At 41.8% G+C, this 25400-nt stretch carries 23 protein-coding genes; 3 read left to right on the forward strand and 20 right to left on the reverse strand.

The window, feature by feature from the left end:
* Positions 1-28 precede the first annotated feature (28 nt).
* From G6R08_RS04950 to G6R08_RS05025, 16 genes are all read right to left on the reverse strand, one after another.
* Positions 29-718 (reverse strand): YesL family protein, encoded by a 690-nt coding sequence (locus G6R08_RS04950; RefSeq protein WP_240339648.1) that lies wholly within the window; start codon positions 716-718, stop codon positions 29-31.
* Between the two features lie 39 nt (positions 719-757).
* On the reverse strand, positions 758-1726 hold the full coding sequence (locus tag G6R08_RS04955; protein ID WP_163526957.1) for a sugar phosphate isomerase/epimerase family protein: 969 nt from the start codon (positions 1724-1726) through the stop codon (positions 758-760).
* Between the two features lie 22 nt (positions 1727-1748).
* Positions 1749-2789, reverse strand: a complete 1041-nt coding sequence (locus tag G6R08_RS04960) for a Gfo/Idh/MocA family protein (protein ID WP_163526958.1) — start codon at positions 2787-2789, stop codon at positions 1749-1751.
* 6 nt (positions 2790-2795) lie between these two features.
* A complete protein-coding gene (locus G6R08_RS04965) occupies positions 2796-3827 on the reverse strand; it encodes a Gfo/Idh/MocA family protein (protein WP_163526959.1) in 1032 nt (343 codons plus the stop codon).
* Positions 3828-3839: 12 nt separating this feature from the next.
* Positions 3840-4559 (reverse strand): ThuA domain-containing protein, encoded by a 720-nt coding sequence (locus tag G6R08_RS04970; RefSeq protein WP_163526960.1) that lies wholly within the window; start codon positions 4557-4559, stop codon positions 3840-3842.
* A 66-nt stretch (positions 4560-4625) separates the two neighbouring features.
* The gene (locus G6R08_RS04975; protein ID WP_163526961.1) at positions 4626-5663 is read right to left on the reverse strand and encodes a LacI family DNA-binding transcriptional regulator; all 1038 of its coding nucleotides are present in this window, start codon (positions 5661-5663) and stop codon (positions 4626-4628) included.
* Positions 5664-5696: 33 nt separating this feature from the next.
* Complete coding sequence (locus G6R08_RS04980) at positions 5697-6521, reverse strand: carbohydrate ABC transporter permease (protein WP_163526962.1); 825 nt, start codon at positions 6519-6521, stop codon at positions 5697-5699.
* On the reverse strand, positions 6521-7381 hold the full coding sequence (locus G6R08_RS04985) for a carbohydrate ABC transporter permease (RefSeq protein ID WP_163526963.1): 861 nt from the start codon (positions 7379-7381) through the stop codon (positions 6521-6523). The genes G6R08_RS04980 and G6R08_RS04985 overlap by 1 nt, the downstream gene beginning before the upstream one ends.
* A 183-nt stretch (positions 7382-7564) precedes the next feature.
* Positions 7565-8863 carry an ABC transporter substrate-binding protein gene (locus tag G6R08_RS04990; protein WP_163526964.1) on the reverse strand — a complete coding sequence of 433 codons (1299 nt, stop codon included), beginning with the start codon at positions 8861-8863 and terminating at the stop codon, positions 7565-7567.
* Positions 8864-9210: 347 nt separating this feature from the next.
* Positions 9211-10248 (reverse strand): acyltransferase, encoded by a 1038-nt coding sequence (locus G6R08_RS04995; RefSeq protein WP_163526965.1) that lies wholly within the window; start codon positions 10246-10248, stop codon positions 9211-9213.
* A gap of 133 nt (positions 10249-10381) precedes the next feature.
* Positions 10382-11251, reverse strand: coding sequence for a YitT family protein (locus G6R08_RS05000; protein WP_163526966.1), 870 nt, complete (start codon positions 11249-11251; stop codon positions 10382-10384).
* A 179-nt stretch (positions 11252-11430) separates the two neighbouring features.
* On the reverse strand, positions 11431-12762 hold the full coding sequence (locus G6R08_RS05005) for a Na+/H+ antiporter family protein (RefSeq protein WP_163526967.1): 1332 nt from the start codon (positions 12760-12762) through the stop codon (positions 11431-11433).
* 30 nt (positions 12763-12792) lie between these two features.
* The gene (gene hutH, locus G6R08_RS05010; RefSeq protein WP_163526968.1) at positions 12793-14313 is read right to left on the reverse strand and encodes a histidine ammonia-lyase; all 1521 of its coding nucleotides are present in this window, start codon (positions 14311-14313) and stop codon (positions 12793-12795) included.
* 94 nt (positions 14314-14407) lie between these two features.
* Positions 14408-14848, reverse strand: coding sequence for a hut operon transcriptional regulator HutP (gene hutP, locus G6R08_RS05015; RefSeq protein WP_163526969.1), 441 nt, complete (start codon positions 14846-14848; stop codon positions 14408-14410).
* A gap of 204 nt (positions 14849-15052) precedes the next feature.
* On the reverse strand, positions 15053-16522 hold the full coding sequence (panF, locus tag G6R08_RS05020; protein WP_163526970.1) for a sodium/pantothenate symporter: 1470 nt from the start codon (positions 16520-16522) through the stop codon (positions 15053-15055).
* Positions 16519-16803 (reverse strand): YhdT family protein, encoded by a 285-nt coding sequence (locus G6R08_RS05025; RefSeq protein WP_163526971.1) that lies wholly within the window; start codon positions 16801-16803, stop codon positions 16519-16521. Before G6R08_RS05025 ends, panF begins: the two co-directional genes overlap by 4 nt.
* A 200-nt stretch (positions 16804-17003) precedes the next feature.
* Between G6R08_RS05025 and G6R08_RS05030 the strand changes: the two genes are divergently transcribed.
* Positions 17004-18098 carry a PRK06851 family protein gene (locus tag G6R08_RS05030; RefSeq protein ID WP_163526972.1) on the forward strand — a complete coding sequence of 365 codons (1095 nt, stop codon included), beginning with the start codon at positions 17004-17006 and terminating at the stop codon, positions 18096-18098.
* Between the two features lie 216 nt (positions 18099-18314).
* Entirely contained in the window at positions 18315-18731 is a 417-nt protein-coding gene (locus tag G6R08_RS05035) for a DoxX family protein (protein ID WP_163526973.1), read from the forward strand.
* A 42-nt stretch (positions 18732-18773) separates the two neighbouring features.
* Here the strand turns inward: G6R08_RS05035 and nadA are convergent, their stop codons facing one another.
* From nadA to nadB, 3 genes are read right to left on the reverse strand one after another with little or no spacing between them, the layout of a single operon-like run.
* Positions 18774-19880: a quinolinate synthase NadA gene (nadA, locus tag G6R08_RS05040; RefSeq protein ID WP_163526974.1), complete on the reverse strand. Its 1107-nt coding sequence runs from the start codon at positions 19878-19880 to the stop codon at positions 18774-18776.
* Positions 19881-19883: 3 nt separating this feature from the next.
* Positions 19884-20732, reverse strand: coding sequence for a carboxylating nicotinate-nucleotide diphosphorylase (gene nadC, locus G6R08_RS05045; protein WP_163526975.1), 849 nt, complete (start codon positions 20730-20732; stop codon positions 19884-19886).
* Positions 20713-22266, reverse strand: a complete 1554-nt coding sequence (nadB, locus tag G6R08_RS05050; protein ID WP_163526976.1) for an L-aspartate oxidase — start codon at positions 22264-22266, stop codon at positions 20713-20715. The genes nadC and nadB overlap by 20 nt, the downstream gene beginning before the upstream one ends.
* Before the next feature lie 94 nt (positions 22267-22360).
* Here nadB and G6R08_RS05055 point away from each other — a divergent pair, with 94 nt between their 5' ends.
* Positions 22361-23503: an IscS subfamily cysteine desulfurase gene (locus tag G6R08_RS05055; protein ID WP_163526977.1), complete on the forward strand. Its 1143-nt coding sequence runs from the start codon at positions 22361-22363 to the stop codon at positions 23501-23503.
* A gap of 54 nt (positions 23504-23557) precedes the next feature.
* Here the strand turns inward: G6R08_RS05055 and uidA are convergent, their stop codons facing one another.
* Positions 23558-25384 carry a beta-glucuronidase gene (uidA, locus tag G6R08_RS05060; RefSeq protein WP_163526978.1) on the reverse strand — a complete coding sequence of 609 codons (1827 nt, stop codon included), beginning with the start codon at positions 25382-25384 and terminating at the stop codon, positions 23558-23560.
* Positions 25385-25400 lie beyond the last annotated feature (16 nt).

A 25400-nucleotide genomic window follows, 5' to 3' on the forward strand; every position in this document is an offset into this window, starting at 1 on the left:
GTGGAGGCTCAGGCTGACAGGGTTTTGTTTATAATGTTTTATTTGATAGTTTCAAATGTAATCTATAATATGCGGAAAATGCTAAAAAGGAAACGAGCGAACCTGTAAAGAGCGGGATAATCACCTGAAACATATAAAGACTGATATAAAGAATGATTCCTGCACTAATAGCCACAGCTATAAACAAAAGCGGGCTTCCAATTGTAATAAGGAAAGAATGCTTTAATAATGCTCCTAGTTTCATATGATAATGAACCGCAACAGAGAAAAAGTTTAAAGTCCATACAAATAATAGAATGCCCAAAACCAAGAACAGATTCATCAGCATGCTGTTCCGGCTTGAAAAATAATAAATATCTGCGGCTAAAACTCCCCACAAAATCACGAAAATCAATCCACTCAATAAACTCGTCTTGTAATTATTTTTATAGTGACTAAAGAATGATTGAGTTGTTCCTACATCTTCCTCATTTCTAACCCATTCGCGTGCTTTCGCAAACAAAGCGGTCGTCGCTGGGAAAAATAAAATCGGAAGCAGAACAACGAGCGGGACAGCAAGATACAGTGCCCCTGAACCGTTTTCTAAGTATAACAGGCTGAGAAGGAGGAGCCCGATAGGCAGATTAAACAGAGCCCATAATAAATTAGATAAAGAGAAACGCATAATCCACTCACTTATAGCGAAAAATCCTCCTGCTAATCCTGAACTATTCTTCACTTTCGACTCCTCCTTCCTTTCCCTTAAAACATATCTAAATTAGGCCCACCACATATCAGCTGGAGGCTCTTCAATATTTACTGCTTTTAAATTTTTCACGGCTTGATTAAAGCCTTCACTAATTGACATAATCGGATCTTCATGCTCAATGCTGATCACATGATCGTATCCATAAGTGCGAAGTGCACTAACAATATTAGACCATTCCTGGATACCGTGTCCATAGCCAACTGAGCGGAAACTCCAAGCACGTGTTTTCACTTCAGAATATGGCTGCATGTCTGTTAAACCATACATGTTTACATTGTCCTGATCAATGTACGTATCCTTCGCATGGAAATGATGGATAGCTCCGGCATTACCTAAGATTTTAATAGCTGCAACAGGATCGATCCCTTGCCACCACAGATGACTCGGATCAAGGTTTGCTCCTATGGCGTCACTTGTAGCTTCGCGCAGTTTTAACATCGTGTACGGTGTATGAACAAGAAATCCAGCATGCAGTTCCAGTCCTACCTTGATACCATGTTCTTCAGCGAATTTTCCTTGTTCCTTCCAATACGGAATCAGCTTCTCATTCCATTGCCATTCCAATACATCTGAATACTCCGCTGGCCATGGAGTGACAGGCCAATTCGGGGATTTGTCTGTTTCCGTTCCACCTGGTGTGCCTGAAAACGTATTAACAACAGGAACATCAAGTAAACTTGCTAACTTCACCGTTTTCACAAAGGACTCATGAGACTCTTGTGCAAATTGTTTATCCGGAGAAATTGGATTGCCGTGACAGCTAAATGCACTGATCGTCAATCCACGTGAGTTAACTTTGTCCAGGAATTCGACACGTTTCTCCTCACTTTCGAGCAGTTCATCCACGTTACAGTGTGCTGTACCTGGATAACCGCCTGTTCCGATTTCGACTGCTTTCAAACCAGCATTTTTTACATGATCGAGCATATCCTCAAAGGATTTATCAGCAAAAAGGACTGTGAATACGCCCAGTTTCATATCAATCTCCTCCCATCGATTTTCAGACTAGTTTAATACTCGTCCCTGTTTCACTACTTTCATAGATGGCTTCTATTAACTGTGTCACCCGTAATGCCTGTTCTGGTTTGACGATCTGTTCGGAATTCCCGAGACAGCTGTCGACAAAATTATCTGCTTGTAAAAATCCCGGACTAAGATTTTCTTCGGGTAATTTAGCCTGGGTATTCCATACCGTTCCATATTTCGTTTGATAGAGTTCAAATGGATAGACATCCATTCCCCCATCTGCTCCTGAAATACTCAAGGAAGTTTGGTCCTCTTTGATGTTTGCGGCCCATGAGCATTCAAATTGCATGGACATCCCATCTTCAAACATGATGTAACTCGAAACATGATCATCCACATTAAATGTCTTATGGTCAAAAGCGCCCCAGTCATTAACCTGACCTGGCGTTTTGCTCAATCGATTATAAGTTTTTCCGATGACTTCCACAGGCTTCGGATCGTCGAGCAGCCATAAAGCCAGATCAAGCAAGTGGCAGCCAAAGTCAATCAAGCTGCCGCCTCCTTGTAAATCTTTATTGGTAAATACACCCCAGCCTGGCACTTTACGACGACGCATTGCCTGCACGCGAGTGACGAGTGGATCTCCTATTTCTCCATTAAAAATGGCTTCCTTTGCTAACTTAGCTTCAGGCATATAACGATAGTGATAAGCAATCGAAAGCAGTCGATCATTTTGGCGAGCTGCCTCAATCATAGCCTCACACTCTTCAGTAGTAATCGCCATTGGTTTTTCACACAGAACGTGAACTCCAGCGTTTAATGCAGCTACAGCAATTTCTGAATGAAATTTATTTGGAGTACAAATTGTCACTGCATCAACCACTTCAAATAGTTGCTGGTAATTTTCAAAAACGTGAGGAATATCAAACATTTCCGCCACGGATTTAGCACGGTCGTTGTTAACATCCTGGACGGCTGTCAGCTCTACTTTCTCCTCCATTCCAGCAAATGCTGGAATATGTCGCTGTTGGGCGATGCCGCCAACACCGATAATTCCCATCTTCAATTTATTCATTCTAAATCACTTCTCTAACTTTGAAATTTTACGCGTCTCCCCTGATTGCAGTGCCCCTAGAATAATTTCAAGAGAACGTTTTCCTTCGCAGCCATCGATCAGAGGGGTTTTGTCCTCAATAATACTTTCAACAAAGTGATCTATCACATGTGTATTCGTCTGACCGCCTTCCTCATTTGATTGAATTTGGCCGAGCTCATACTTTACAACTTCCCCGGTCGCGTATTGAGCAATAAGCGAGTACTGAGGGTCATCTTCTAAACGTAATGTAGCTTTCTCACCATATATAATAGTAGAGTTGTCTTCTTCTGGCCTATAAGCCCAGCTTGCTGTTAAAGTACCGACAACTCCAGATTCGGAACGCAGAATACAAACCGCGTTATCATCCACCGAAATTCCCTCTTTGGCGTTATTTTCAATAAAACCTGCTACATCAACAAATTCTTCCCCTAGTAAATAGCGCAGTAAATCCGCTTTATGTACACCAAGATCTCCCATAGCTCCAATAAACGCCTGGTCTTTTTTAAAGAACCAGCTATCTGTTCCATCAGCACTCCATCCTTCGGGTCCTCCATGGCCAAATGTCGTACGGAAGCTGTACACTTTTCCTATCTCTCCAGCTTCAATCAGCTGGCGGGCCTTTTGATGAGAGGCTACGAACCTTTGATTGTGGGCAATCATCAACTTTTTACCGTTACGCTCTGCTGTGTTAATCATTTCTTCTGCTTCTTCAGAAGATGTTGCCATCGGTTTTTCGCATAACACATGAGCTCCCGCGTTTAACGCAGCAATGGAAACGGGGGCATGCAAATAGTTTGGCAGACAAACACTTACAGCATCTACGTTTTCTTTTGATAAAAGATCTTCATAATCTGTATAGGAGCGAGCCCCAAAAGCTTCAGCTGTAACCATAGCACGCTCTTCTACAATGTCACAAACGGCCGTAATATCTACTTGTTTATTCGCTTCATACTCCATTAAATGACGATTTTGTGCAATACTTCCACACCCGATAATCGCTACTTTCAAATTAGCCAACTTAATCTCCTCCTACTTTTCAGAAATATTTTCTAATGGCTGTGAGTTTCCGTATACGTTCTTCGGTGTTCCCCCATTGTCAGCCCACTTCACACCATTACGAATCACTTGTTGAACTTCTTTATTGTAGTAAGTTGGATACGTCTCATGTCCAGGACGGAAGTAAAATATTTTACCCCGGCCGCGTTTAAAGGTAGCTCCACTTCGGAATACTTCTCCGCCTTCAAACCAGCTGACAAATATAAGCTCTTCAGGCGTCGGAATATCAAAATGTTCCCCGTACATTTCTTCTTTTTCAATTTCAATGTATTCTCCAAGACCTTCTGTGATCGGGTGTGTCGGATCTACTACCCACATACGTTCACGGTCGTCCGCCTCACGCCATTTCAAATCACACGAAGTACCCATCAATTTCTTGAAGACTTTGGAAAAATGAGCGGAATGTAAAACAACTAATCCCATTCCATCTAAAACGCGCTGTTTCACTTTCTCAGCAATTTCCTCCTGTACTTCATCATGTGCTTTATGCCCCCACCATACAAGTACATCCGTATTTTCAAGTACTTCATCTGTTAAACCATGCTCTTCTTCATCAAGGGTAGCTGTTTTTACAACATGCCCATCCCCTTCAAGAAATTCTGCAATTGCAGAGTGAATTCCTTCCGGATAAATGTCTGTTACCACTTGGTTTTCTTTTTCATGACGAAATTCATTCCATACTGTAATGTTCATTGTATTGACTCCTTTTATCAAATCATATAGTACTGATGTTATCTTTATGGAGTTAGCAAAAATCTCTTAATCCATATTGGGGGTCATTTTCCTGCTGCACGATTGCCTTTCCACAATTGTGGTAGGAACAATAACACTGCGCTTTAACATGCCAGGATCATCGAGGAGGTGAATCAAGCTATTACTGGATTCATATCCAAGCTGATAAGAGTTGGTATCAACTGTTGTCAGCGGAGGATTGGACAATTTAGCAAGCATTGTATTGTTAAAGCTTACGATACTAACATCCTCGGGCATCTTCATGTTTCGTTCTTGTAATACAGCCATTACTTTTAGTGCATTAATATCGTCTGTGACTACTAAAGCAGTAGGCGGTTGCGGCAGGTCCATTAATTCATGGATTGCTTGCATCCTCTTGCTATTTCCAGTATCAATATTTGTTATATAACCATCCGGCAGGTTCAACTTATATTCATTCATGGCATATTTGAAACCTTCCAATCGCGCTTTGTCCACTTCAAAATCGGACCCTCCACCGAGGAGGGCGACCTTGTCATGGCCAAGGTTAATTAAATGATTGGTTGCGTCCCGACAGGCCTGAACATTATCGTTATCCACATACATCACATTGGATGAGTCAATAACTGGTTTACCAACCATGACAAACGGAAAGTCATGTTCCATTAAATAAGGAACAACTTTGTCATCCTTTTTGGAATAAAGAACAATCACTCCGTCAACGCGCTTTCCCTGAACCATTTTAACAACATCGTTAAAAATTTCTTCTTCTGATTCACCAGTTGTCAAATTGATACTATAATCGTTTTCATGACAAGCCTGGCTTATCCCCCGGAGCAATTCCGAGAAAAAAGGATTTTCAAATGAGTGGCTTGCAGAATTCTTCATCACGATCCCGATGGTTTGCGTGGATTGTCTAACGAGAACGCGTGCATTCAAATTCAGATGGTAGCCCAGCTCATCCATCACTTTCCGGACTTTGCGTTTCGTTTTTTCACTAATTCTTGGGCTGTTAGATATGACACGCGAGACCGTGGAAGGAGCTACATTTGCTTGTTTCGCAACATCTTTTATGGTGACCGACACCTTCATCTACCCCTCTATTTGGTTTCGAAAGCCCTATTTAACAGCACCTTCAGAAACCCCTTTAATAATTTGTTTCTGTGCAAAGAAGTACCCGATGATTACAGGAATAATCGCGATCGTCAGTCCTGCCAGCGCCAGGTGCCACTGCTTCGTATATTGCCCGAAGAAAAAGAACATTTTCAGCGGAATCGTGGCATTCGCTTCACTTAAGACCAAAGATGGCAACAAGTAGTCATTCCAGATCCAAATCGTGTTCAAAATGCCCACGGTCACTGAAATCGGCTTTAATAATGGGAAAATGATATACCAGAACAGTTGAAACCGGTTGGCCCCATCAATGATCGCTGCTTCATCCATCGTTTTGGATACCCCCGTCATCGCTCCATGGTAAAGGAAGATCGATAAGCTGCAGCCAAATCCAAGATACATAAAGATTAAGCCGGCGGCATTCAACATGTTTGCTTGGCCGAAAATCGAGACGAGCGGAATCATCACCGATTGGAACGGAATCAGCATGGCGGCTACGAAAATCAGAAACAACACACCGCTCAGTTTACTCTTGTTTCGAGCTAAAGCATAGCCGGCCATCGACGAAAACAGAATGATAACGACAATACTTAACCCCGTAATCAGTACTGAGTTGAATAACGATTTCAGGAATTCCAAATCAATAAAAGCTTGGACAAAGTTATCTAAGTTCAGCGTTTCTGGCAGCCCTAGGACGCCGCTGAAAATTTCACGCTTCGTTTTAAATGCATTCACAATCATTAAGTAGAACGGGGCAATCCAGATCAATCCAAGAATAATACCAAGGACTTCGATTGAGAGTAAATTTCGCTTTTCGGTATTCTTTTTCATTACATCTCAACCTCCCGTTTCTTGTTGTAATACACTTGTGTCAGCGCAATGACCGCCACGATTAAGAAGAAAATAACCGCTTTCGCCTGAGCAAAGGCCATTTGCTGATCTGAGAAGGCTGTCCGAACAATTTCCATCGCGACCATTTGGGTGGAGTTGAACGGTCCCCCGTTTGTCAGCGATAAGTTCTGATCATAGATTTTAAACGCCATGGACAACGTCAGGAACATGCTGACCGTAAATGCCGGGGCCACCAGGGGAAAGGTAATGTTCTTGAACCGCTGGAATCCGTTGGCACCGTCGATTTTGGCCGCTTCGATCAAGTCTTTCGGAATGTTTTCTAAGTAGGCGATGTAAATGATCATAATGTAACCAGCCATCTGCCAGGCTGTGAGAATGACGAGCCCCCAAAAACCGGTGCTGGTCGTCGACAGCCAGCCTGTTAAAGATTCGACGCCGAGCAGCATTCCGATGTCCTCGAATACACTGACAAAGATAAACTGCCAAATGAACCCGAGAATCAGGCCGCCGATTAAGTTCGGCATAAAAAAGACCGTTCGCAGTAAGTTGTTACTTTTGATATTACGTGTTACAAGCAGCGCCAATCCGAGCCCCATAATATTGAGCAGGATCACGGTTATGATAGCAAACTTCACGGTAAACCAAATCGATGCCATGAATTCATCTTCTTGAAATAGATTGATATAGTGTTGTAGTCCGATAAATTTCGTTGCGGTAATCCCGTTCCAGTCTGTGAAGGAAAAAATAAATCCATAAATGAATGGAACGACGACCACCAGTCCCAACCCTAAAATAACCGGAGTGAGAAAGAGCCAGAACCATATATTGCGATTGTGCATGTCACGCCCTCCAATGCTTATACTCTTGTTACTGAAGTTGATGCATATGGATATGATATCGATTTCAGCAGCTTATAAAAATAAAACATCTCACCTATTAGACTCTTATTTTGTTCTAATAGAGGAGATACTTTATTGTGCTGACAAACACATCAAACGATGCGTTTGTCAGCTGTTACAGTTCTACTTACGGGATTGTTCCCAGGCTTTTCTCGATTGCTCTAGGACCTCTTCCCAAGTAATTTTGCCGGCAATATATTCCTGCACAGCAACACCAAACGCGTCCTCAGTCCAGCCAATAGGTGCTCCCAGGAATACCCAGCCTAACGTTTTTTCTGCTTTTACATATTCATAGATTTCTTGTGAAATTGGATCTGCAATTTCAAGGTCTTCATACCCTTCGTAGGCAGGGATGAACTTGAATTTTTCCGTTACAAACTTCTTACCTGTTTCAGAAGTGTACATCCAATCAAGAAATTCCTTACTAGCTTGTACTACTTCATCTTCTGATTCTTTATTGACCACCCAGTAGTTGGGTACGCCTACCGGAATTCCTTCATAACCTTCTACAGGAATCGGAAGAAGGCCTACATTGTTCTGTGCGAATTCCTCATCCATTGAAGCGATCGTGTTATATACCCAGTTTCCTTGTTGAATCATGGCTACCTTGCCAAGTGAGAAATATTCTTCGACTTGTTGAGAGTAGTCAAGACTCAATGTAGGCTGAATAGAATAATCATTTTGCAAATCTAAGAATCGTTTCATTTGGTCCGCCATTTCAAATTTAATCGTATCTGCTTCATAAGCATCCATCACACTGTGATTAAATTCTTCAGCGATGTAAGCATTAGCAAGGTGGTTCCCAATGACCCACTTTTCTTTAGCCGGGAAGGCGAATGGTGCTTTTATACCGAGCTCTTCTTTATTACTATCCAGTTTTTTGACAGCGGACTCAAGATCGTCCATTGTTTTAATTTCATCTGGATTGATTCCTGCTTCTTCAAAAACCTTCTTATTATAAAGCAGTCCATAACCTTCCTGGTTATACGGAAGACCTAGAATTTGGCCATCTTTTTTAACACTTGTAAGCGTGCCATCAAGAGCAGCTTTGGCAGCTTTTGTATCAGATAGGTCAGCTAAATACTTTTCATATTGCTGTACATCAGTTGGTCCACCAATATTGAAAATGTCAGGCTCTTCACCAGAAGAGAAGGATGTTTTCAAGGCAGCACCGTAATCGTTACCTCCCCCTACTGTTTTAACATTAATGTTTACATCAGGGTTTTCTTCTTCATACATAGAGACAAGCTCTTCAAATTGCTCTTTAAACTCCACTTTAAACTGGAACACATCTACAGTTACTGCATCTCCAGAAGATTCACTTGCACTTTCGTCTCCTGATGAGAATGAGCATCCTGTTAATGCAATACTCGATGCCAGCAACGCGGAAGCAATTCCCGTGTAAAACTTTTTCCCCTTCATGTAACCCACTCCCTAGATTATTTTTTAACAAATGAATGAATGCGCTTCCATATCCACTTAAAAAAAAGTTGTTTCAATTCGCTTCAAAGCGCACACGTTTGCACTTATAACTGTAAAGCGTTTCCATATGTAGATTGGAAAGTATTAGTAGAACATTAATAAGATCAAATACTTTTAGTGAATACGTTTGCACAAATTCATTAAACAAATCATATCACGGGTTGTCCGATATGGCAACATGAATTTTCAGAATCCTGATAAACCCTGCTGTTTAAACGGTTTTTAAAAAAATCCCCCTGCCGTAGAACTATTAATAGTCTGCAGCAGGAGGACCGCCTGGCTTCGCTTTATATATATTTTGGTTTTAGGCGTTGAATGCTGATATACAGTAAATAAGATACTAAAAACAAATAAGGAGTAAAAAGCAGCCCCCAAAGCAAACTTTCCCTGATCACACTAATGCCGGCATAATCAACCAGCCGGTTTGTTACATCCATAACCGCGGTGTGAATCACGTAAATTCCTACTGTGTTCTTGCCAACTTTATTAATGGTTGACTCTTTCCCTACATGCGGCAGTCTCAGGATGAACATGAATAGCGAAAGCGAAACGAATATGGTTGAAATGAAGTAATTTCCGCCGCTTCCACCGAGCTCATGTGCTGTTATATGTCTCTCAAGGAACTGTAAAACGGAGAAGCCGATGAACACCAATCCCCACACCCATGCCTTCCATTGATGAGAAAGCTTAATAAATTGGGGTTGATACTTAGCAATGGTACCACCAAGTGTTACGTAAAAAATTCCAAAGAATGTTCCATCACGAGATTCGAAGCTAAGATTATAGATCCCTGAGTAAGATTGATCAAACAGACCAATGACATATAATAGGAAACTAAGCACCAGTAACCATTTAATTTTATCAAAATAGTAAAACAGAGCAAAAATAACCATGGCCCAAATCGCCGCCGGTAAATACCAGAGATGGTATTGCGTGTGTCCTGCACCATAATAAAAAATATCTAACGTTAAAAAGGTGCTGATATATTCAATAATTGGTTCACTCGTAAATCCTTTTTCAAGAATCAGCATAACTAAATCGTACATAAAGAAAAACAAGAACCACGCGGCATACAAATTTATTAAAGTTGATATATATTTAGGGAAATACTGTCCGCCCTTTCGCTCCACCTGGTTTACCACTAAGTACCCTGCGACCATAAAGAAAAAAGGTACTCCAAAACGGGCAAACGTATCGATAAAGAAGTCAATTCGCTCTCCATTGATCCCGAGAAAATCTACTTCCTTAAATGAATGGGAATGAATATAAACGATAAAAAACATAGCGATGAATTTCACAAAATCAATGGTTGAAACTCGTCTCATAACAAAAACCTCACTTTTAAAACGCTGCTAGTGAGATAGCTATTCGTTCCCAACCTTCTACAATTGAGCGACGTAACGAAACTGAAACAGAATTGAAAAACCCCTGATAGATAATCATCTATCAGGGGAAAGGTTATTTTCCAGTTTCATAAAGCTTTGATAGCGAGAAACCACGGCCGAGAATTTCCGAAGCATTGAGGAAAACAATGAACGAAGTAGGTTCTTTCTCTTGAAGAGTTTTCTTCAAATAGATAGCTTCCTCCTGCTCAACTACACACAAAATCATCGTTTTTTCTGTATTGGAATGACCTCCAACCGTCCTTATTTTCGTTAATCCGCGATCGATTTCATTTTTAATAATCGACTGAATTAAATCTTCTTTTTCAGATATAATGAGAACAAGTTTCGAAGGTGATGTTTGCAATTGAACAAAATCAATCACTTTACTCGTTACATAAATCGACATCATTGCGAAAAGGGCGAGCTCCAGATTAAAGACAATAGCGGAAGTGATCACAACGAAACCATCCACAATTAATTGGGAAAATCCACTCGAAAACCCGGTGTACTTTTTCAAAGCCTGAGCAATCATGGCGGTTCCGCCGGTTGAGCCTTTTCCTCGATAAACCGTTCCCAGCCCAACACCTAACAGAATCCCCCCATAAATTGCGGCCAGCAGAGGATTGTCAATCTTGAAAGGAATGTCGGCACTAAGCCATATGATAAAGGGTACAAATAATGTTCCCACTAATGTCTTTAAGCTGAAATCCTTTCCAAGCAGAATAATTCCCAAAATAAACAATGGAATGTTGATGGCCCATTGAACGTACGCGGGATTAAACTTGTACAATTCATATAAGATAGTACTGATACCAGATACGCCGCCTGACGCAAGCTTCGCTGGCAGCAGGAACATATTATACGATAAGCCAACGAAAGCAGATCCAATAATGATATAACAATATTCAATGAATAGCTTTAATTGTGGTGAACGCTGCGTCATCCTAACCTCATCCTTTCTTCCACGAACTCCACTATTCTAACATAAAAATCGACAAATCTCTTATCAGTGTTCGGGTCTTGAACTTTCCTCGTATACGCGCACAAAAAGCTTGTAGAGAAAGACATAGAGTTTCTCTACAAGCTTATAGTGTCCTTAATGGTTGTTTTTTGCTTAGATTATTAAAATATTACTGCTGCAATGATTCCAAAAATGAATAGTGGAATATTGTAATGCAGAAATGTTGGTACACACGTCTCCCAGATATGATGGTGCTTGCCGTCCGCATTCAAACCTGATGTTGGTCCAAGTGTACTGTCCGAAGCAGGGGACCCGGCATCACCTAACGCTCCAGCTGTGCCGATTAAAGCAGCCGTGGCCATCGGTGAGAAACCTGCTGCTATACAAATAGGTACATATAAGGCAGCGATGACTGGCACCGTACCAAATGAGGAACCAATGCCCATTGTAATTAATAACCCTACAAGAAGCATAACGGTCGCAATTAGCAAATGTGACCCATCCAGGAGTCCTTCCGTTTGATCAACAAGTGACTGTACCGCACCTGTTTCTTTTAAAATAGTGGCATACCCTGATGCGATCAGCATGACAAAGGCAATCATTCCCATCATCCCAATTCCGTCCTGTACCACTTGCTCGCCTTGAAAAAATTTAACTACCCTGGTTGCAAACATAACGATAATTCCTGCAAGGGCTCCAATAACAAGGGAATCCGTATAAAGCTGGAGTCCCAAAGCTGCTAGAATAGCCAGAACTGTCATCCAATGCTGGATGCTCCACGTAACCTCTTTTCGATGAAACACATCTTCTGGAATATTCTCATCATCAGCAATCTTCGGATCACCCTTATCGCCTTGACTGACTCGATCCTTTCGATATGTAATAAGTAAGGCAATTAATAGGCCAACAATCATGCCTGCCCCCGGAAGCAGCATCGCCAATGTCACATGGTTTAAAGCAATGTCCATTCCATTTGCGGCCATTTCATCCTGAATGATCCCCTGAAAGATCAAGCCGAAACCCGCAGGAATCATAATATAAGGAGCTTTCAAACCAAATGTCAATGCGGTGGCCACTGCTCGTCTGTCCAATTTAATCCGGTCAAATAAAGAGAGCAAGGGTGGAATTAAGATCGGGATAAAAGCGATATGGACGGGAATGACGTTCTGAGAGAGACAAGCCAGTCCCGCTATCGTAAAGACGAGCACAAGCTTTCTGTGCCCGATCACCTTGAGCATCTTGTTAACAAGAATGCTCGTGATCCCTGACAGCCCGATCATCACAGCGAATATCCCAAGTAAAATGTAACTGAGTGCCGTATTCGCTTGATTGCCCATACCTGAAACTACTACATCAACAGACTCTGATACACTCATTCCTGAGACCAGTCCTGCTGTTATAGCTGCGATTAAGATGGCAAAAATCACGTTAATCCGTACTAAACTTAAAACTACCATAACGATAACACTTATAATTACTGCATTTGTGAACATCTAATTCCCCCTTTTCAGCATCTCGATTCATTATGAGCTGGTTATCGTCGTTTGTTCAACCAACCAATCATATTGATCGCGGCTCAGCCATTTCGCAAGAGCTTCTATGTCTTTGGAAAACGCCCGATCTTCAGTTATAGTCGGTACCACTTTTCTCCCTTTGACAAACAGGTTTTGAATAGAAGCAGAAGCTAAAGAGGTTCCCTTATATTCAAGTGCTTGCATCGCACAAATCATTTCAATGGCAGCCACTTTTTGTGCATTGATAATGATTTGATGCGCGTGCCTTGCTCCAATCGTGCCCATGCTAACATGGTCTTCCTGATTCGCAGAAGACGGAATTGAGTCTACACTGGCCGGATGAGCCAATGTTTTATTTTCCGAGACTAGCGATGCAGCAACATACTGCATAATCATGGCTCCGGATTGAAGACCAGGGTCCGGACTTAAGAAACCAGGCAGATCATTGAGCTGCGGATTAACGAGTCGCTCTACACGACGTTCAGAAATATTGGCGATCTCAGCTACAGCAATTTTCAAGAAATCCATCGCAAGAGCAATCGGCTGTCCGTGAAAATTACCTCCAGAAACAATTGTTTTCCCATTATCAAAAATGAGCGGGTTATCAGTTGCTGCATTCATTTCAATTTCCAGTTTTTCTTTCACATAAGCAAGGCTTTGTCTTGAAGCCCCATGCACCTGAGGAATGCAGCGCAGTGAATAGGCATCTTGTACACGCTTATCGCCTTGACGTGTAGTGAGTTGACTGTCACTGGTAATGGTACGTATCCTTTCAGCCACTTCCATTTGTTCAGGATACCCACGGGCTTCATGAATGGCCGGATGAAAAGCATCCATAATCCCTTCAAGAGATTCTAACGTCATGGCTGCAATCCAGTCACTTTGGTCGACCAATCGCTCGGCTGCAAGATAATTGATCACTCCCATCGCCGTCATAGCTTGTGTGCCGTTAATAAGGGCAAGCCCCTCTTTTGCTTTTAGGGTCAAAGGTTTATATCCCAATTCATCATAAACTTCTTTCGTTGTCTTTACTTTACCACGATAATGAACTTCTCCCTCTCCAACGAGCACCAGCGCAAGATGTGACAAAGGGGCAAGGTCCCCTGAAGCACCCAGAGACCCCTGACTAGGAATGACCGGCAATATATTTTCGTTTGCAAGGTCACGGAGACGTTCCACCACACAAGGACGAACACCAGAGAATCCTTTCAGTAAAGCATTCAGCCTTAACACAATCATTGCTTTACTCACCACATTTGGGAAAGCTTCTCCCACCCCACAGGCGTGTGAACGAATCAAATGCAGCTGCAGGTCATCAACATCTTTATCCTTTATACGAACATCACTAAACTTCCCAAAGCCCGTGTTAATTCCATAAACAGTGTCGCCGCTTTCAACAATTTTTTCTACAGCCTCTCTGCTTTTACGTACTTTCTCCATGCTATCCGGATTAATGGCTACGAACTCATCGTCGTATATCATGCCCTTCATTTGCTGTATTGTTAAATCTGAACCATTTAATTGAATCATAGTAATTTACTCCTCTCCATAATAAAAAAAGAGACGACAATGGCATACGAAATACCATTGCCGCCTCCTCATTACTCATGACTATAGGCAGCTGTTACCCTATATGATTTATCCCTAGTCCGAACGTTTCATGCTCGAGACCTTTTACTGGCGCACCAATTGTTCCGTAAAAAGCGACCGCCAGCCATTCTCCTTCATCCAATTGCTCATACGGAGAGCCTCGCACAATTGCAAAACGCAATCCTACCGTCCGCATCATATCTCCCGCACCAATTTGACCGCGCATAACCCCTTCAAGAGCTTCTAAAATTGCGTGATACAAGGCGTGAGTCTCTCTGTATAATTCATCGGAAATAATCTGACTGCGTTTCGCAGCTGTTTCCACAGCCGCGATCACCTTTTGCATATTCATCGACCCTGCTCTGCCTTGACAATACTCCACATCTTTCAGTTGTGAAGTAAATGGCTCTAACTCTGCCGGTGTTAAAGAAACAACCAGCATCGCTAACTTTCCAATCGGAATCTTCTGTGTCATTCACTTCACCTAATTCAACGTGAGAATCAACTACTAACTATTAGCTATTTAAATTGTAAACGCTTTCTAAATTATCTGTCAATAGTTATTTGGTAAATTTTAGCATATTACCAAACTGACAAATTAGCATAATAAAGGAATGGATATAACTACCACCTCAGGTCATCCATAAAATGGATGACCTGAGGTGGTAGTTTTTGGATTTTATAGGTTTCCTTCGATTTTCTGTTGGGCTGCATATTCTTTTAAGGTCATGCTTTGTGTTGCCAAACTGACGACTACATAGGCGACAAACGATAAGATAATCGGTAAAACGACACTGTGCATCCCAAAAGGGGTTGGAAAGAATTGCTGGATCACAATGTACGTGATAACTCCAACGACCATCGAGGACAGTGCACCATATTTATTTCCCTTTTTCCAATATAATCCCATCACAACCGGCCAAATAAACGTTGCTTCTAACCCGCCAAAGGCAAACAAATTAAGCCATATCAGAAGATCTGGCGGATTGAGAGCCATTAAGAACACGAGAACTCCAAGCAGCGATGTCACACCGAAGCTTAATGTTTTTACTCGTTGAGGAGAGGCATCAGGCTTGATGTAATTAACATAAACATCCTTAATGACAGAGGAACTAACCAAAAGCAGCAAGGAATCAACTGTTGACATAATAGCAGCCATTGGTGCAGCTAAGACTACACCCGCAAGCCATGCAGGTAACACTTCTAAAGCAATCAACGGCATTACTTTATCTCCAACTTCTATCCCCGGCAGAATTGGTCTGGCAAATACTCCGATTAAATGCATATTCAACATGATAAATCCAACGACAACAGTTCCAATAATTAAGGCACGATGCATAGCTTGCGAACTTTTATAAGACATCGCCCTTACGGTAACTTGAGGCAGCCCGACTACAGCTACACCTACAAGAATCCAGAAAGAAGAAACATAAGTGGGGGTCAAGCTGCCTTCTGCTCCAAACGGTGTAATTAAATTCGGATTCTCGGCAGCTAATTCTTGTATAATAGCCGGAATGCCTCCCCCCGCAATAATCGTTGCTACGAGAAGAATCAGTGTTCCTCCAAACATCACAACACCTTGAACCGCATCCGTTAAGGCCACCGCCCTAAAACCGCCGATCACCACATAAACGAGTACGGACAAAGCGAATATGAATAATGCTGTATGGTACGGCAACCCTGTTAATGATTCGATTAATCGAGCACCGCCTACCCATTGAGCAGCCATCGCCGAAAATAGAAAAATAATGATACTGACTGCCGCGGTCAGTACGACCCATTTGCTTTGATAACGCCCCTTTAAATAATCGGTTAAGGTTACTGCATTATACTTTCGGGACATGATAGCGAATTTTTTCCCTAAAATCATCAGGACAAAGTAACCAGTAACTACTTGCGACATAGCAAGCAAAACCCAGCCTAATCCTTCTGTATATGCTACCCCAGGTCCTCCTATAAAACTACTTGCACTCCCATATGTAGCTGTCATCGTCATAGCCAAAATGAATCCGCCCAGCTCACGTCCCCCTAAAAAGTATTCTTCTAAAAAGTCATTATTGGACTTTCTTAAGGACCCACTAGCTATGAACCCAACTAGGAAAATAAGTACTAAGAAAATAATTAATGGCACAATTACAGCTGCGTTCATGATCCATTTCCTCTGCCTTCCTCTTCTTCAAATGGGACGTCCACGAAAAAGAAATTTACCACCACAACCACGAGAGCAACGATAAGTATGAATCCAACTACACAACTATAAAAAAACCATGCTGGCAGCCCCAATACAAAATGATAGTTTTCTGGAGGTTTGCTGCCTAATCCGTAAGCAAAACCATACCACCATACAAAATTAATCACAGCTAGCGTAATACCAATTAAAGCTTCGCGATTTGCTATGGTAAAACGATAGTCTTTATTTCTTCCAGACATGTCTCATCCTCCATACCGATATATTTCCCTTAGTGTACCAGATTTGTCCGCCCCCTCAACAAAGAAACTGTTTATTCTACAATTTTCCTACTATTGTAACTTGAAACCGTCATCGGGTTATTCACCTATATAAAATGAATGCATACCTTACATTATAAAGAGAGATACGGATAGAAAAATGGTTGCGAAGGAGTGTTAGGATGGCTGGAAAGGTTTTGCATTATTTTGCCGGTGATTATACGGCTAAAGGGTTTTACACTCTCTATGATTTTAATTTCCAAGGACTAGATCAAATTTTTATGCTGCAGGGGTTACCTTATACAGGAAAAGTTGACGTGATGAAAAAATTGTTGAAGAAATGGGAAGATAAGAATCTCAATATAGAAATCATTCACGATTCGACTGACAACCAAGGATTGGACGGGATTATATTTCCTCAATTAAAAATCGGTATTTATGGTGGAGAATCCCCTTTGATGGACTTCGATTTAGACCACCTCGAGTACATCAATATGAATGCTGCCATTAACTTTGATCAATTACAGGACCAGAAAGCTCAAATTTTCTTATTAAAGAATAAATTGAAGAAATCTCGTCTTGAAGCCCTTCATTCATTTAGAAAAGGGCTTGATATACATGACGAGTTAGAAGAAATCTACATTGAGGAAATGAATTTTGCAAAAGCAGACCAATTAACTAATGACTTAATCTCCCATCTTTTTACCACTAAAAGTACTTCTGATACCACTCCTGTAGTGAAGCGACGCTTCTTTGGCGCTTCCACTCCAAAAGGGGTAACGGATTATATTCCAAACTTAACTGAAGATCTAAATACGCGTTATTTCATTAAAGGCCGTGCAGGCACAGGTAAATCTACTATTCTTAAAAAGGTAGCTGCTGCCGGCGAAAACCTTGGTTATGACGTAGAAATTTACCACTGTGGATTTGACCCTGGAAGTTTAGATATGGTGATTGTTCGAGAATTAGGATTTTGTGTTTTTGATAGTACCGATCCACATGAATATTTCCCAGAACGTGAGGGCGACATAATTGTTGATGTCTATGATGAAGCCGTCACTCCAGGCACCGATGAAAAATATGCAGATGAAATTAGCAATCTGACACGCGGCTATAAATCGTATATGAAAGAAGGAGTTCGCTTCTTGAAGGAAGCAAAGCAGCACAATGACGAACTTGACTCTCTTTACCAAGTCGCCGTAGATGCTTCTGAAACGGATCGTATTTTTGAATCGATTTACAAAGATATTGGGAAAAAGATAAATACTCTCAAATAATTTATGCTATAAATATAGAAAGTGGGGTTGTCAAACACAGCACCACTTTCTATATTTGTTTCATTATCAGTTCAATATGAATGGAATACCGTCAAAATTTATTAGAAAAATCTTAAGTAATTATTTTATTCATAAAATGAAAAGGAGGGCATGTATCGGTATGTAAAAGTGTACATTAGAGTAATCAAACTAATTAATCAGGAGGTAATCTGAGCAATGAAACGTGAAATTGGTGGACTAATTCTTAGACTGACTCTGGGTGTTATTTTCTTTTTTCACGGATTTTTAAAATTTCAAAGTGGTATTGAGAACACAGTGGACATGTTCGTTGATTTAGGATTACCAGGTTTCTTGGCCTACGTAGTCGCATTCACAGAATTCATTGGAGGAGCTGCCTTAATCCTTGGGTTAGCAACACGAACTGTATCCACACTACTTGCCATAATTATGGCAGGAGCTATTTTGAAAGTGAAGTTGAGAAATGGACTTATTGGCACCGAACAAGCTGCTGGATTTGAATTTGACCTCGCCCTTTTGGCCATGTCTGTTTATCTCCTGATCAACGGCAGTACAATGTGGGCCATTGATCAGACTTCAGCATCAGACTCAAGCAGACAAAAATCCACCGCTTAAAATGATCATATTAAAGGCCGAATTCGCTACCCGGCCTGAATTTCACACCCTTTTAAGCATGCGATAGAGTGCCGTTTCGGCATCCACCGCGATCTCCTTATCTACTTCTATTACATTAGTTGGCTTTCCTTGTGCGATAGATTCAAGCGACCACGCCAAATGAGGCAAGTCAATTCGATTCATCGTTAAACACGGGCACATGTTAGGATTTAAGGAAATGATGTGCTGATCTGGATGCTCCTTAATAATTCGATTAACAAGATTCATTTCTGTTCCGATTGCCCACGAACTGCCTGGGGGAGATTGCTCAATCGTTTTGATGATATGATTCGTAGAACCAGCCTCATCAGATAAAGCAACGACTTCCCGACGACACTCTGGATGAACGATAACGTTCATATTAGGATACTGATCTCGAACTTGATGTACGTTAGCAACCGTGAAATTTTCATGAACAGAGCAATGGCCCTTCCATAAGATCACTTTAACATCATCGATAGAACCTTCATAAACGAGCTCTTCTTTTATCGGATCCCAAACAGCCATATCATCAAGAGAGATGCCAAGGTCGTAAGCGGTGTTACGACCAAGGTGCTGATCTGGCAAAAACATAATCCGCTGCTTTTGGGTGAACGCCCATTGAATCATTTGCTTAGCATTCGATGAAGTAACTGTGGCACCGCCATGCTTTCCAACAAATGCTTTAATCGCTGCCGTTGAGTTAACATAAGTTAATGGAAGAATTGTGTCACCGAAATCTTTCATAAGCTGTTCCCAGGCCTTCTCGGTTTGAGTGAAATTCGCCATATCAGCCATCGTACAGCCAGCACGCATATCTGGCAGGTACACCTTCTGGTCATCTCTTGTTAAAATATCAGCTGTTTCCGCCATAAAATGAACGCCGCAAAACACGATGGCTTCCGCTTCGTGCTGGGAGGCCGAAATTTGAGCTAGTTTCAAGGAGTCACCACGGGCATCTGCAAATTGCAGTACTTCATCCTTCTGATAATGATGCCCTGGTAAAAATAGGCGCGTCCCCATTTGCTCTTTTACCAGTTGAACGCGTTCACACAGCTCTTGGTTGTCTAATTGTAAGTATATTTCTGGTATTGTTGGTGATGAACTTTCCAATGTCTCAAAAATATTCATATTTTAACCCTCCACGTTATATGGTTCCACATTAGCGCTTATATCCAGTGCAGAAACAGAGTGTGTTAAACACCCTAACGAAATATAATCAACCCCACAGTCGCTATATTTGGAAAGGTCCTGTATCACAATTCCTCCAGAAGCCTCTGTGGTAATATGTGCAGGAACAAGCTCTACAAATCTATGAATATCTTCCACACTTCGGTTATCAAACATAATACAATCCGCACCTGCCTCAACAGCTTCAAGTACTTGGGCCTCGGTTTCCGTTTCAATTTCAATTTTAATCATATGACCCGTCCTTTGACGAATTCTTTCCACTGCGCTCGTAATTGAACCCGCAAAACTAATATGATTGTCTTTGATCATCACCGCATCGTATAAACCGTTTCTATGATTAAAGCCTCCGCCAGTCCTCACAGCATATTTCTCGAACATGCGTAGCCCGGGAGTTGTCTTTCGTGTATCACAGATCCTCGTATGACTACTATTGAGTCGAGTTACGGCTTTCCGTGTCAATGTTGCAGTTCCGCTCATTCGCTGGATCAGGTTTAAAATAACGCGCTCCCCTTTTAATAGACTTGCCCATTTCCCTTGAGCCACAGCGACCGTATCCCCTTCCGTGATAAGGTCTCCATCTGTTTTTAGTAGATTTACTTTAACCGTCGGGTCCAGTAATCGGTAGCCGGTTATAAGAATAGAGGTTCCACACATTACACCTGCCTGTTTGGCTTCAAAAGCAACCGTTCCCTCATGACTTTCTTCAAATAAAAAATCACTCGTCACATCGTGATCTCCTATGTCTTCTATGAAAAAATGCTCTAAGTCCTGTTTAAGCTTGAACTGATTCATGAACTGTCCTCTTTTCTAATTTCTTTGTTAGATGTTGATTCTCCCATCCCTTATTCTCATTTGGAAAATCAATTCTGTAGTGTCCCCCACGACTCTCTGTGCGTTCTAAAGCAGCGGTCGTAATCAGCCAGCAAGTTTGCAGCATGGCGATAATCTCCCATTGAACTTTGGTAAGTTGACTGAAATCCGCTGTCATCCACTTATTAAGCTCAAACGATTCTATCCAACTGAGCTGCTCCCTGAGAGATTTGTCGTTGCGAACAATTCCCACCCGGTCCATCATCGTTCTTTGAATCTCTTCCTTCACAGGCAGTGTCAAGCATGGAGGATTTTGATGAACACAGTCTGATGGTTTTTTCGGAAAAAACCATAACGGATCCTGTGCCGACAAATGCTGTGCTAACCTGCGCCCATACACTAACCCCTCCAGTAAAGAATTGCTGGCCAGTCGATTTGCTCCATGAATTCCCGTGCAGGCCACTTCCCCAATCGCATAAAGACCAGTAATATTCGTCCTGCCGACATGGTCAGTTGCTACACCGCCCATAAGAAAGTGACATCCCGGCGCAACTGGTATTTTCCCTTGTACACCATATTGAGCACATAATTTGGCTGCCGTTGGAAACCTTTGTTCAAAGTCAGCCATCGAAGTAACATCTAAATATACTGCAAAGCCATTCTGGATCGAGTTGAAAATCTCTTGAGCGACTACATGTCTTGGAGCTAAATCACGAAATGGGTGTACACCTTCCATTAGATAGTTTCCGAATCCATCTACCAGCCGCGCTCCCGCTCCGCGGACAGCTTCCGAAACCAGCCCACGTGTTTTTCCATTATGAAATAGCAGCGTAGGATGAAATTGTACAAACTCCATATCCTTAACTCGAGCCCCGGCCCAATAGGCTAAAGCAATTCCATCACCCGTTACCTCCTGGGCATTTGAGGTATATGAATAAAGCTGACCACATCCTCCTGTTGCCAACACCACATGAGGTGCCAGGATATCCTGCAGGTTTCCATCCTTTGATTTACTTCTTACCCCATTACAAGATCCATCTTCCTGAATCAGAAGTTCATACACCGATTCATCTTCATATATTTGAATATTTGATCCCAATTTTTCCAATAGCCCATCAACAATCCTGCGCCCTGTCTGATCACCACCCCCGTGAATAATTCGGGCATGGCTGTGTGCTCCTTCTTTTCCCAAGTGAAGGCCGCCTTCTCTGTCATAATCAAACTGACAGTTATAACCGATTAACTCTTGAATGATATCCGGTGCTTCTGCAGTAAGTTTCCAGACAGCCTCGTGATCATTCACATATCTACCCGCATCAATCGTATCCTGAAAATGTGAAGCAGGATGATCGTCCTCTCCCATTGCAGCCGCTATCCCCCCTTGAGCCAGGAAGGAATTACTTTGCTGCATTTTTGACTTTGTGAGAACAATCACATGCAAGCGCCTGGAAATATGCACGGCAAGCTGCAATGCAGCGATTCCGCTTCCTACAATGATGACATCTGCTTTCCGCAAAACATCTCACCTCTATTTTTACATATGTATTGACACATATCTTTACATATATTTTAATGGATTACAAGGGATTTGTTAAGGGGGATTATCACATATGAAATATTTCGACTATGCAGCCACTTGTCCAATAGGCAAGGAAGCTCTCCAAGCCTACATAAAAGCATCTAAGGAATTCTTTGCCAATACTCGCAGTGTTCATGATGAAGGATCAAAAGCTGATAGATTAATAGAACATTGCCGTGAAAGAATGGCAGAACTACTGCAAGTTGCAGCAGAGGGAATCACTTTTACGAGCGGTGGTACCGAAAGTAACTTGCTGGCATTATATGCTCTTGCCCGTGCCGGGACAGGTAAGCATATCGTGGTCTCTGCAGGTGAACATTCATCGATCCATAACATAACGGCTAAACTGGCAGAAGAAGAAGGATATGAATTGAGTATTATTCCGATGACGAAAGACGGGTTGGTAAATGTAGAGGAGTTGAATCAGGTTATTCGGGAAGATACCTCATTCGTTTCGATTCAACATGTAAATGCCGACCTTGGAACGATCCAGCCGCTTGAATCCATTTCTGAAATCTGCCGAGAAAAACGTACGTTATTGCATAGTGATTGTGTACAATCTTTTGGAAAAGTAGAAATGGATAAAGTCACTTCATTAGTCGACAGCTTTTCCATTTCAAGTCATAAAATTTACGGACCTAAAGGCGTGGGGGCATTATATATCAGCCCATCCCTCTCCTTTACTCCTTTTCTTCCTAATGTGTCCCATGAGAACGGCGTTCGTCAAGGTACTTTAAACACTCCAGGCATCGCCGCTTTCACGACAGCTGCTGAAATGTGTTTAAATAAGCTCGAAAGCCATCAAGCGCACATAAAAAATTTAAAGAAAGAATTTCTTACTTTATTAGAAGAGTCAGGGATGTGTATAAAGGCTGTCGGATCAGAAGTTGACTCCTTTGTACCTGTGCTTGGCCTTTGTATCCACGAAATTGACGGTCAGCACATGATGCTCGAAGGAAATCGCCGCGGCTACTTTTTTTCAACAGGAAGCGCATGTCAAGTAAGAAGCGGCGGCCCGCCGAGAACTTTGCTATCGATGGGGTTAGCTGAAGAGGAAGCGAAAACCTTCATTCGTATTTCGTTTGGCGTGGATCAGTCATTAGAGGATGTGAAAGGGTTAGCGCATTGCCTTAATGAGGTGATCAGTGAGCGTATAAAGGTTGTTAGAAAGTGATGGGGTTATCGAAAATAATCCGAACTAATACGTTCGGATTATTTTATGCCTTATTCAGTTTTGGCCAATTTTCTCCCTGATTTTTTTATAATTAAAATCAGGAATATTCGCCCAGCGTTCACGCATCTTATGGGCTGCCAACTTCGGTTTCCGTTCACGAGTAAAAATTCCTTTCTTATTACCCTGAACACGAATAACCCCTTGACTCGTTTGGAAATCAGCAAAATTCCAAATATGCTCTCCAACAAAATTCTCGAACTGGTCAAAAATTTCGTGGTTCGCATCTAAATACTCAACTTGATATTCTTCTGTGAACATAACAGGATCAACATCATGGAGACCAGCAATCGTATCTGCTCCATACTCTGTCATAATAATTGGTTTTCCAGGACATCGTTCTTCCCATCCTTCAAACTCTTCTTTCAACTTCGCTTTTGCTAAATCGAGCTGTCCGCCTTGTAGATACCATCCATAGTAACGATTTAGAGCCAGCACATCTACAAGATCTCCTACCTTGCATTTATCAGGAGTTGACTTCAGGTAAGTAACGATCGTGACCGGCCGATCTTGTGGATCTAATTCTTTTGCTAATTCAACTAATGGTTTGAAATATTCGTAAGCGCCTTCCTCTTCAGAAGCTGGCTCATTGGCGATGCTCCACAGAACGACAGAAGGATGATTTTTATCACGAGTAATCAATTCTTTGATCACATCTACATGATGATCATATGTTCCGATTTCCTTCCAAGTGTCTCTTGGTTCAGTGTCGCCTAGGAGAGCTGCGCCAAAGTTCAAGTGCACACCTACTGCTGGTGTTTCATCAATAATTACGAGTCCCTCGCGATCTGCCAACCGCATAATCTCTTCAGAATATGGGTAATGAGCGGTACGGAAAGAGTTTGCACCGATCCATTTCATCAATTGAAAATCCATCACATTTAACGCTTCGTCCATTCCCCTACCATGAACGTGCGAATCTTCATGCTTTCCAAATCCTTTGAAATAGAACGGTTCACCATTAATCAAAAATTGATTTTCAGCGACTTCTACTGTTCGAACACCAAAGGGTTGATCATATTGATCGACAACGCTCTCGCTCTCCAGAAGTTCAACTCTCAGTGTATAAAGGTAGGAGTTCAATGGCTGCCACAAATGAACATCCTTGATTTCGACCTCGCCGCTTGCACCTTGAGCTTCGGCTACAACTCTTTTTTCTTCATCTAATACACTTATATTAACTTCAGACTGTCCACCTGCTGATTCGACATCATATTTAACGATTCCATTTTCCCCGTTCACATCCGTGACAACAGTAATATCCTTCACGTAAGATTTAGGGGTGGTATATATTTTAACAGGACGATGAATTCCCGCATAATTGAAAAAGTCGAAATTCGGGCTGTTTTCAACTACTGTACCTAACCCGTCCACTTCATGTTCGTGATAATGGCCAACAGGCAATGTTGTTTCGTCAACGATATTATTGACAGCTACCGTCAATCGGTTCGTCCCATTTTGAACGTGATCATTAATTTCTTTTTCAAAAGGGGTGAAGCCTCCTTTATGCTCCATCAACAACTCACCATTAAGATATACTTTTGCAACATGGGTGGCCGATCCAAAACGTAAAACCATTCTTTCCTGATTCATATAATTCGGCACATGGAACTCTCTTTCATACCAGACCCACCCAATGTGGTTGCGAATTTCCTTTGTTACTCCAACATCGTTATATGATGTCGGAACGGCCATGTTCAAGGTATCTTCCAAAGAACGTTTTTGCCATTCCTGTTCAAAACCCTCTCCGTGATCAAGCTTGAAATCCCAAATCCCGTTAAGGTCTACGATTCCTCTAGTGTTTGTAGTAATTGGGTATAACATCGTTACATCTCCTTCT

Origin of the sequence: Halobacillus ihumii (genome assembly GCF_902726645.1) — a bacterium.
Taxonomy (GTDB): domain Bacteria; phylum Bacillota; class Bacilli; order Bacillales; family Halobacillaceae; genus Halobacillus_A; species Halobacillus_A ihumii.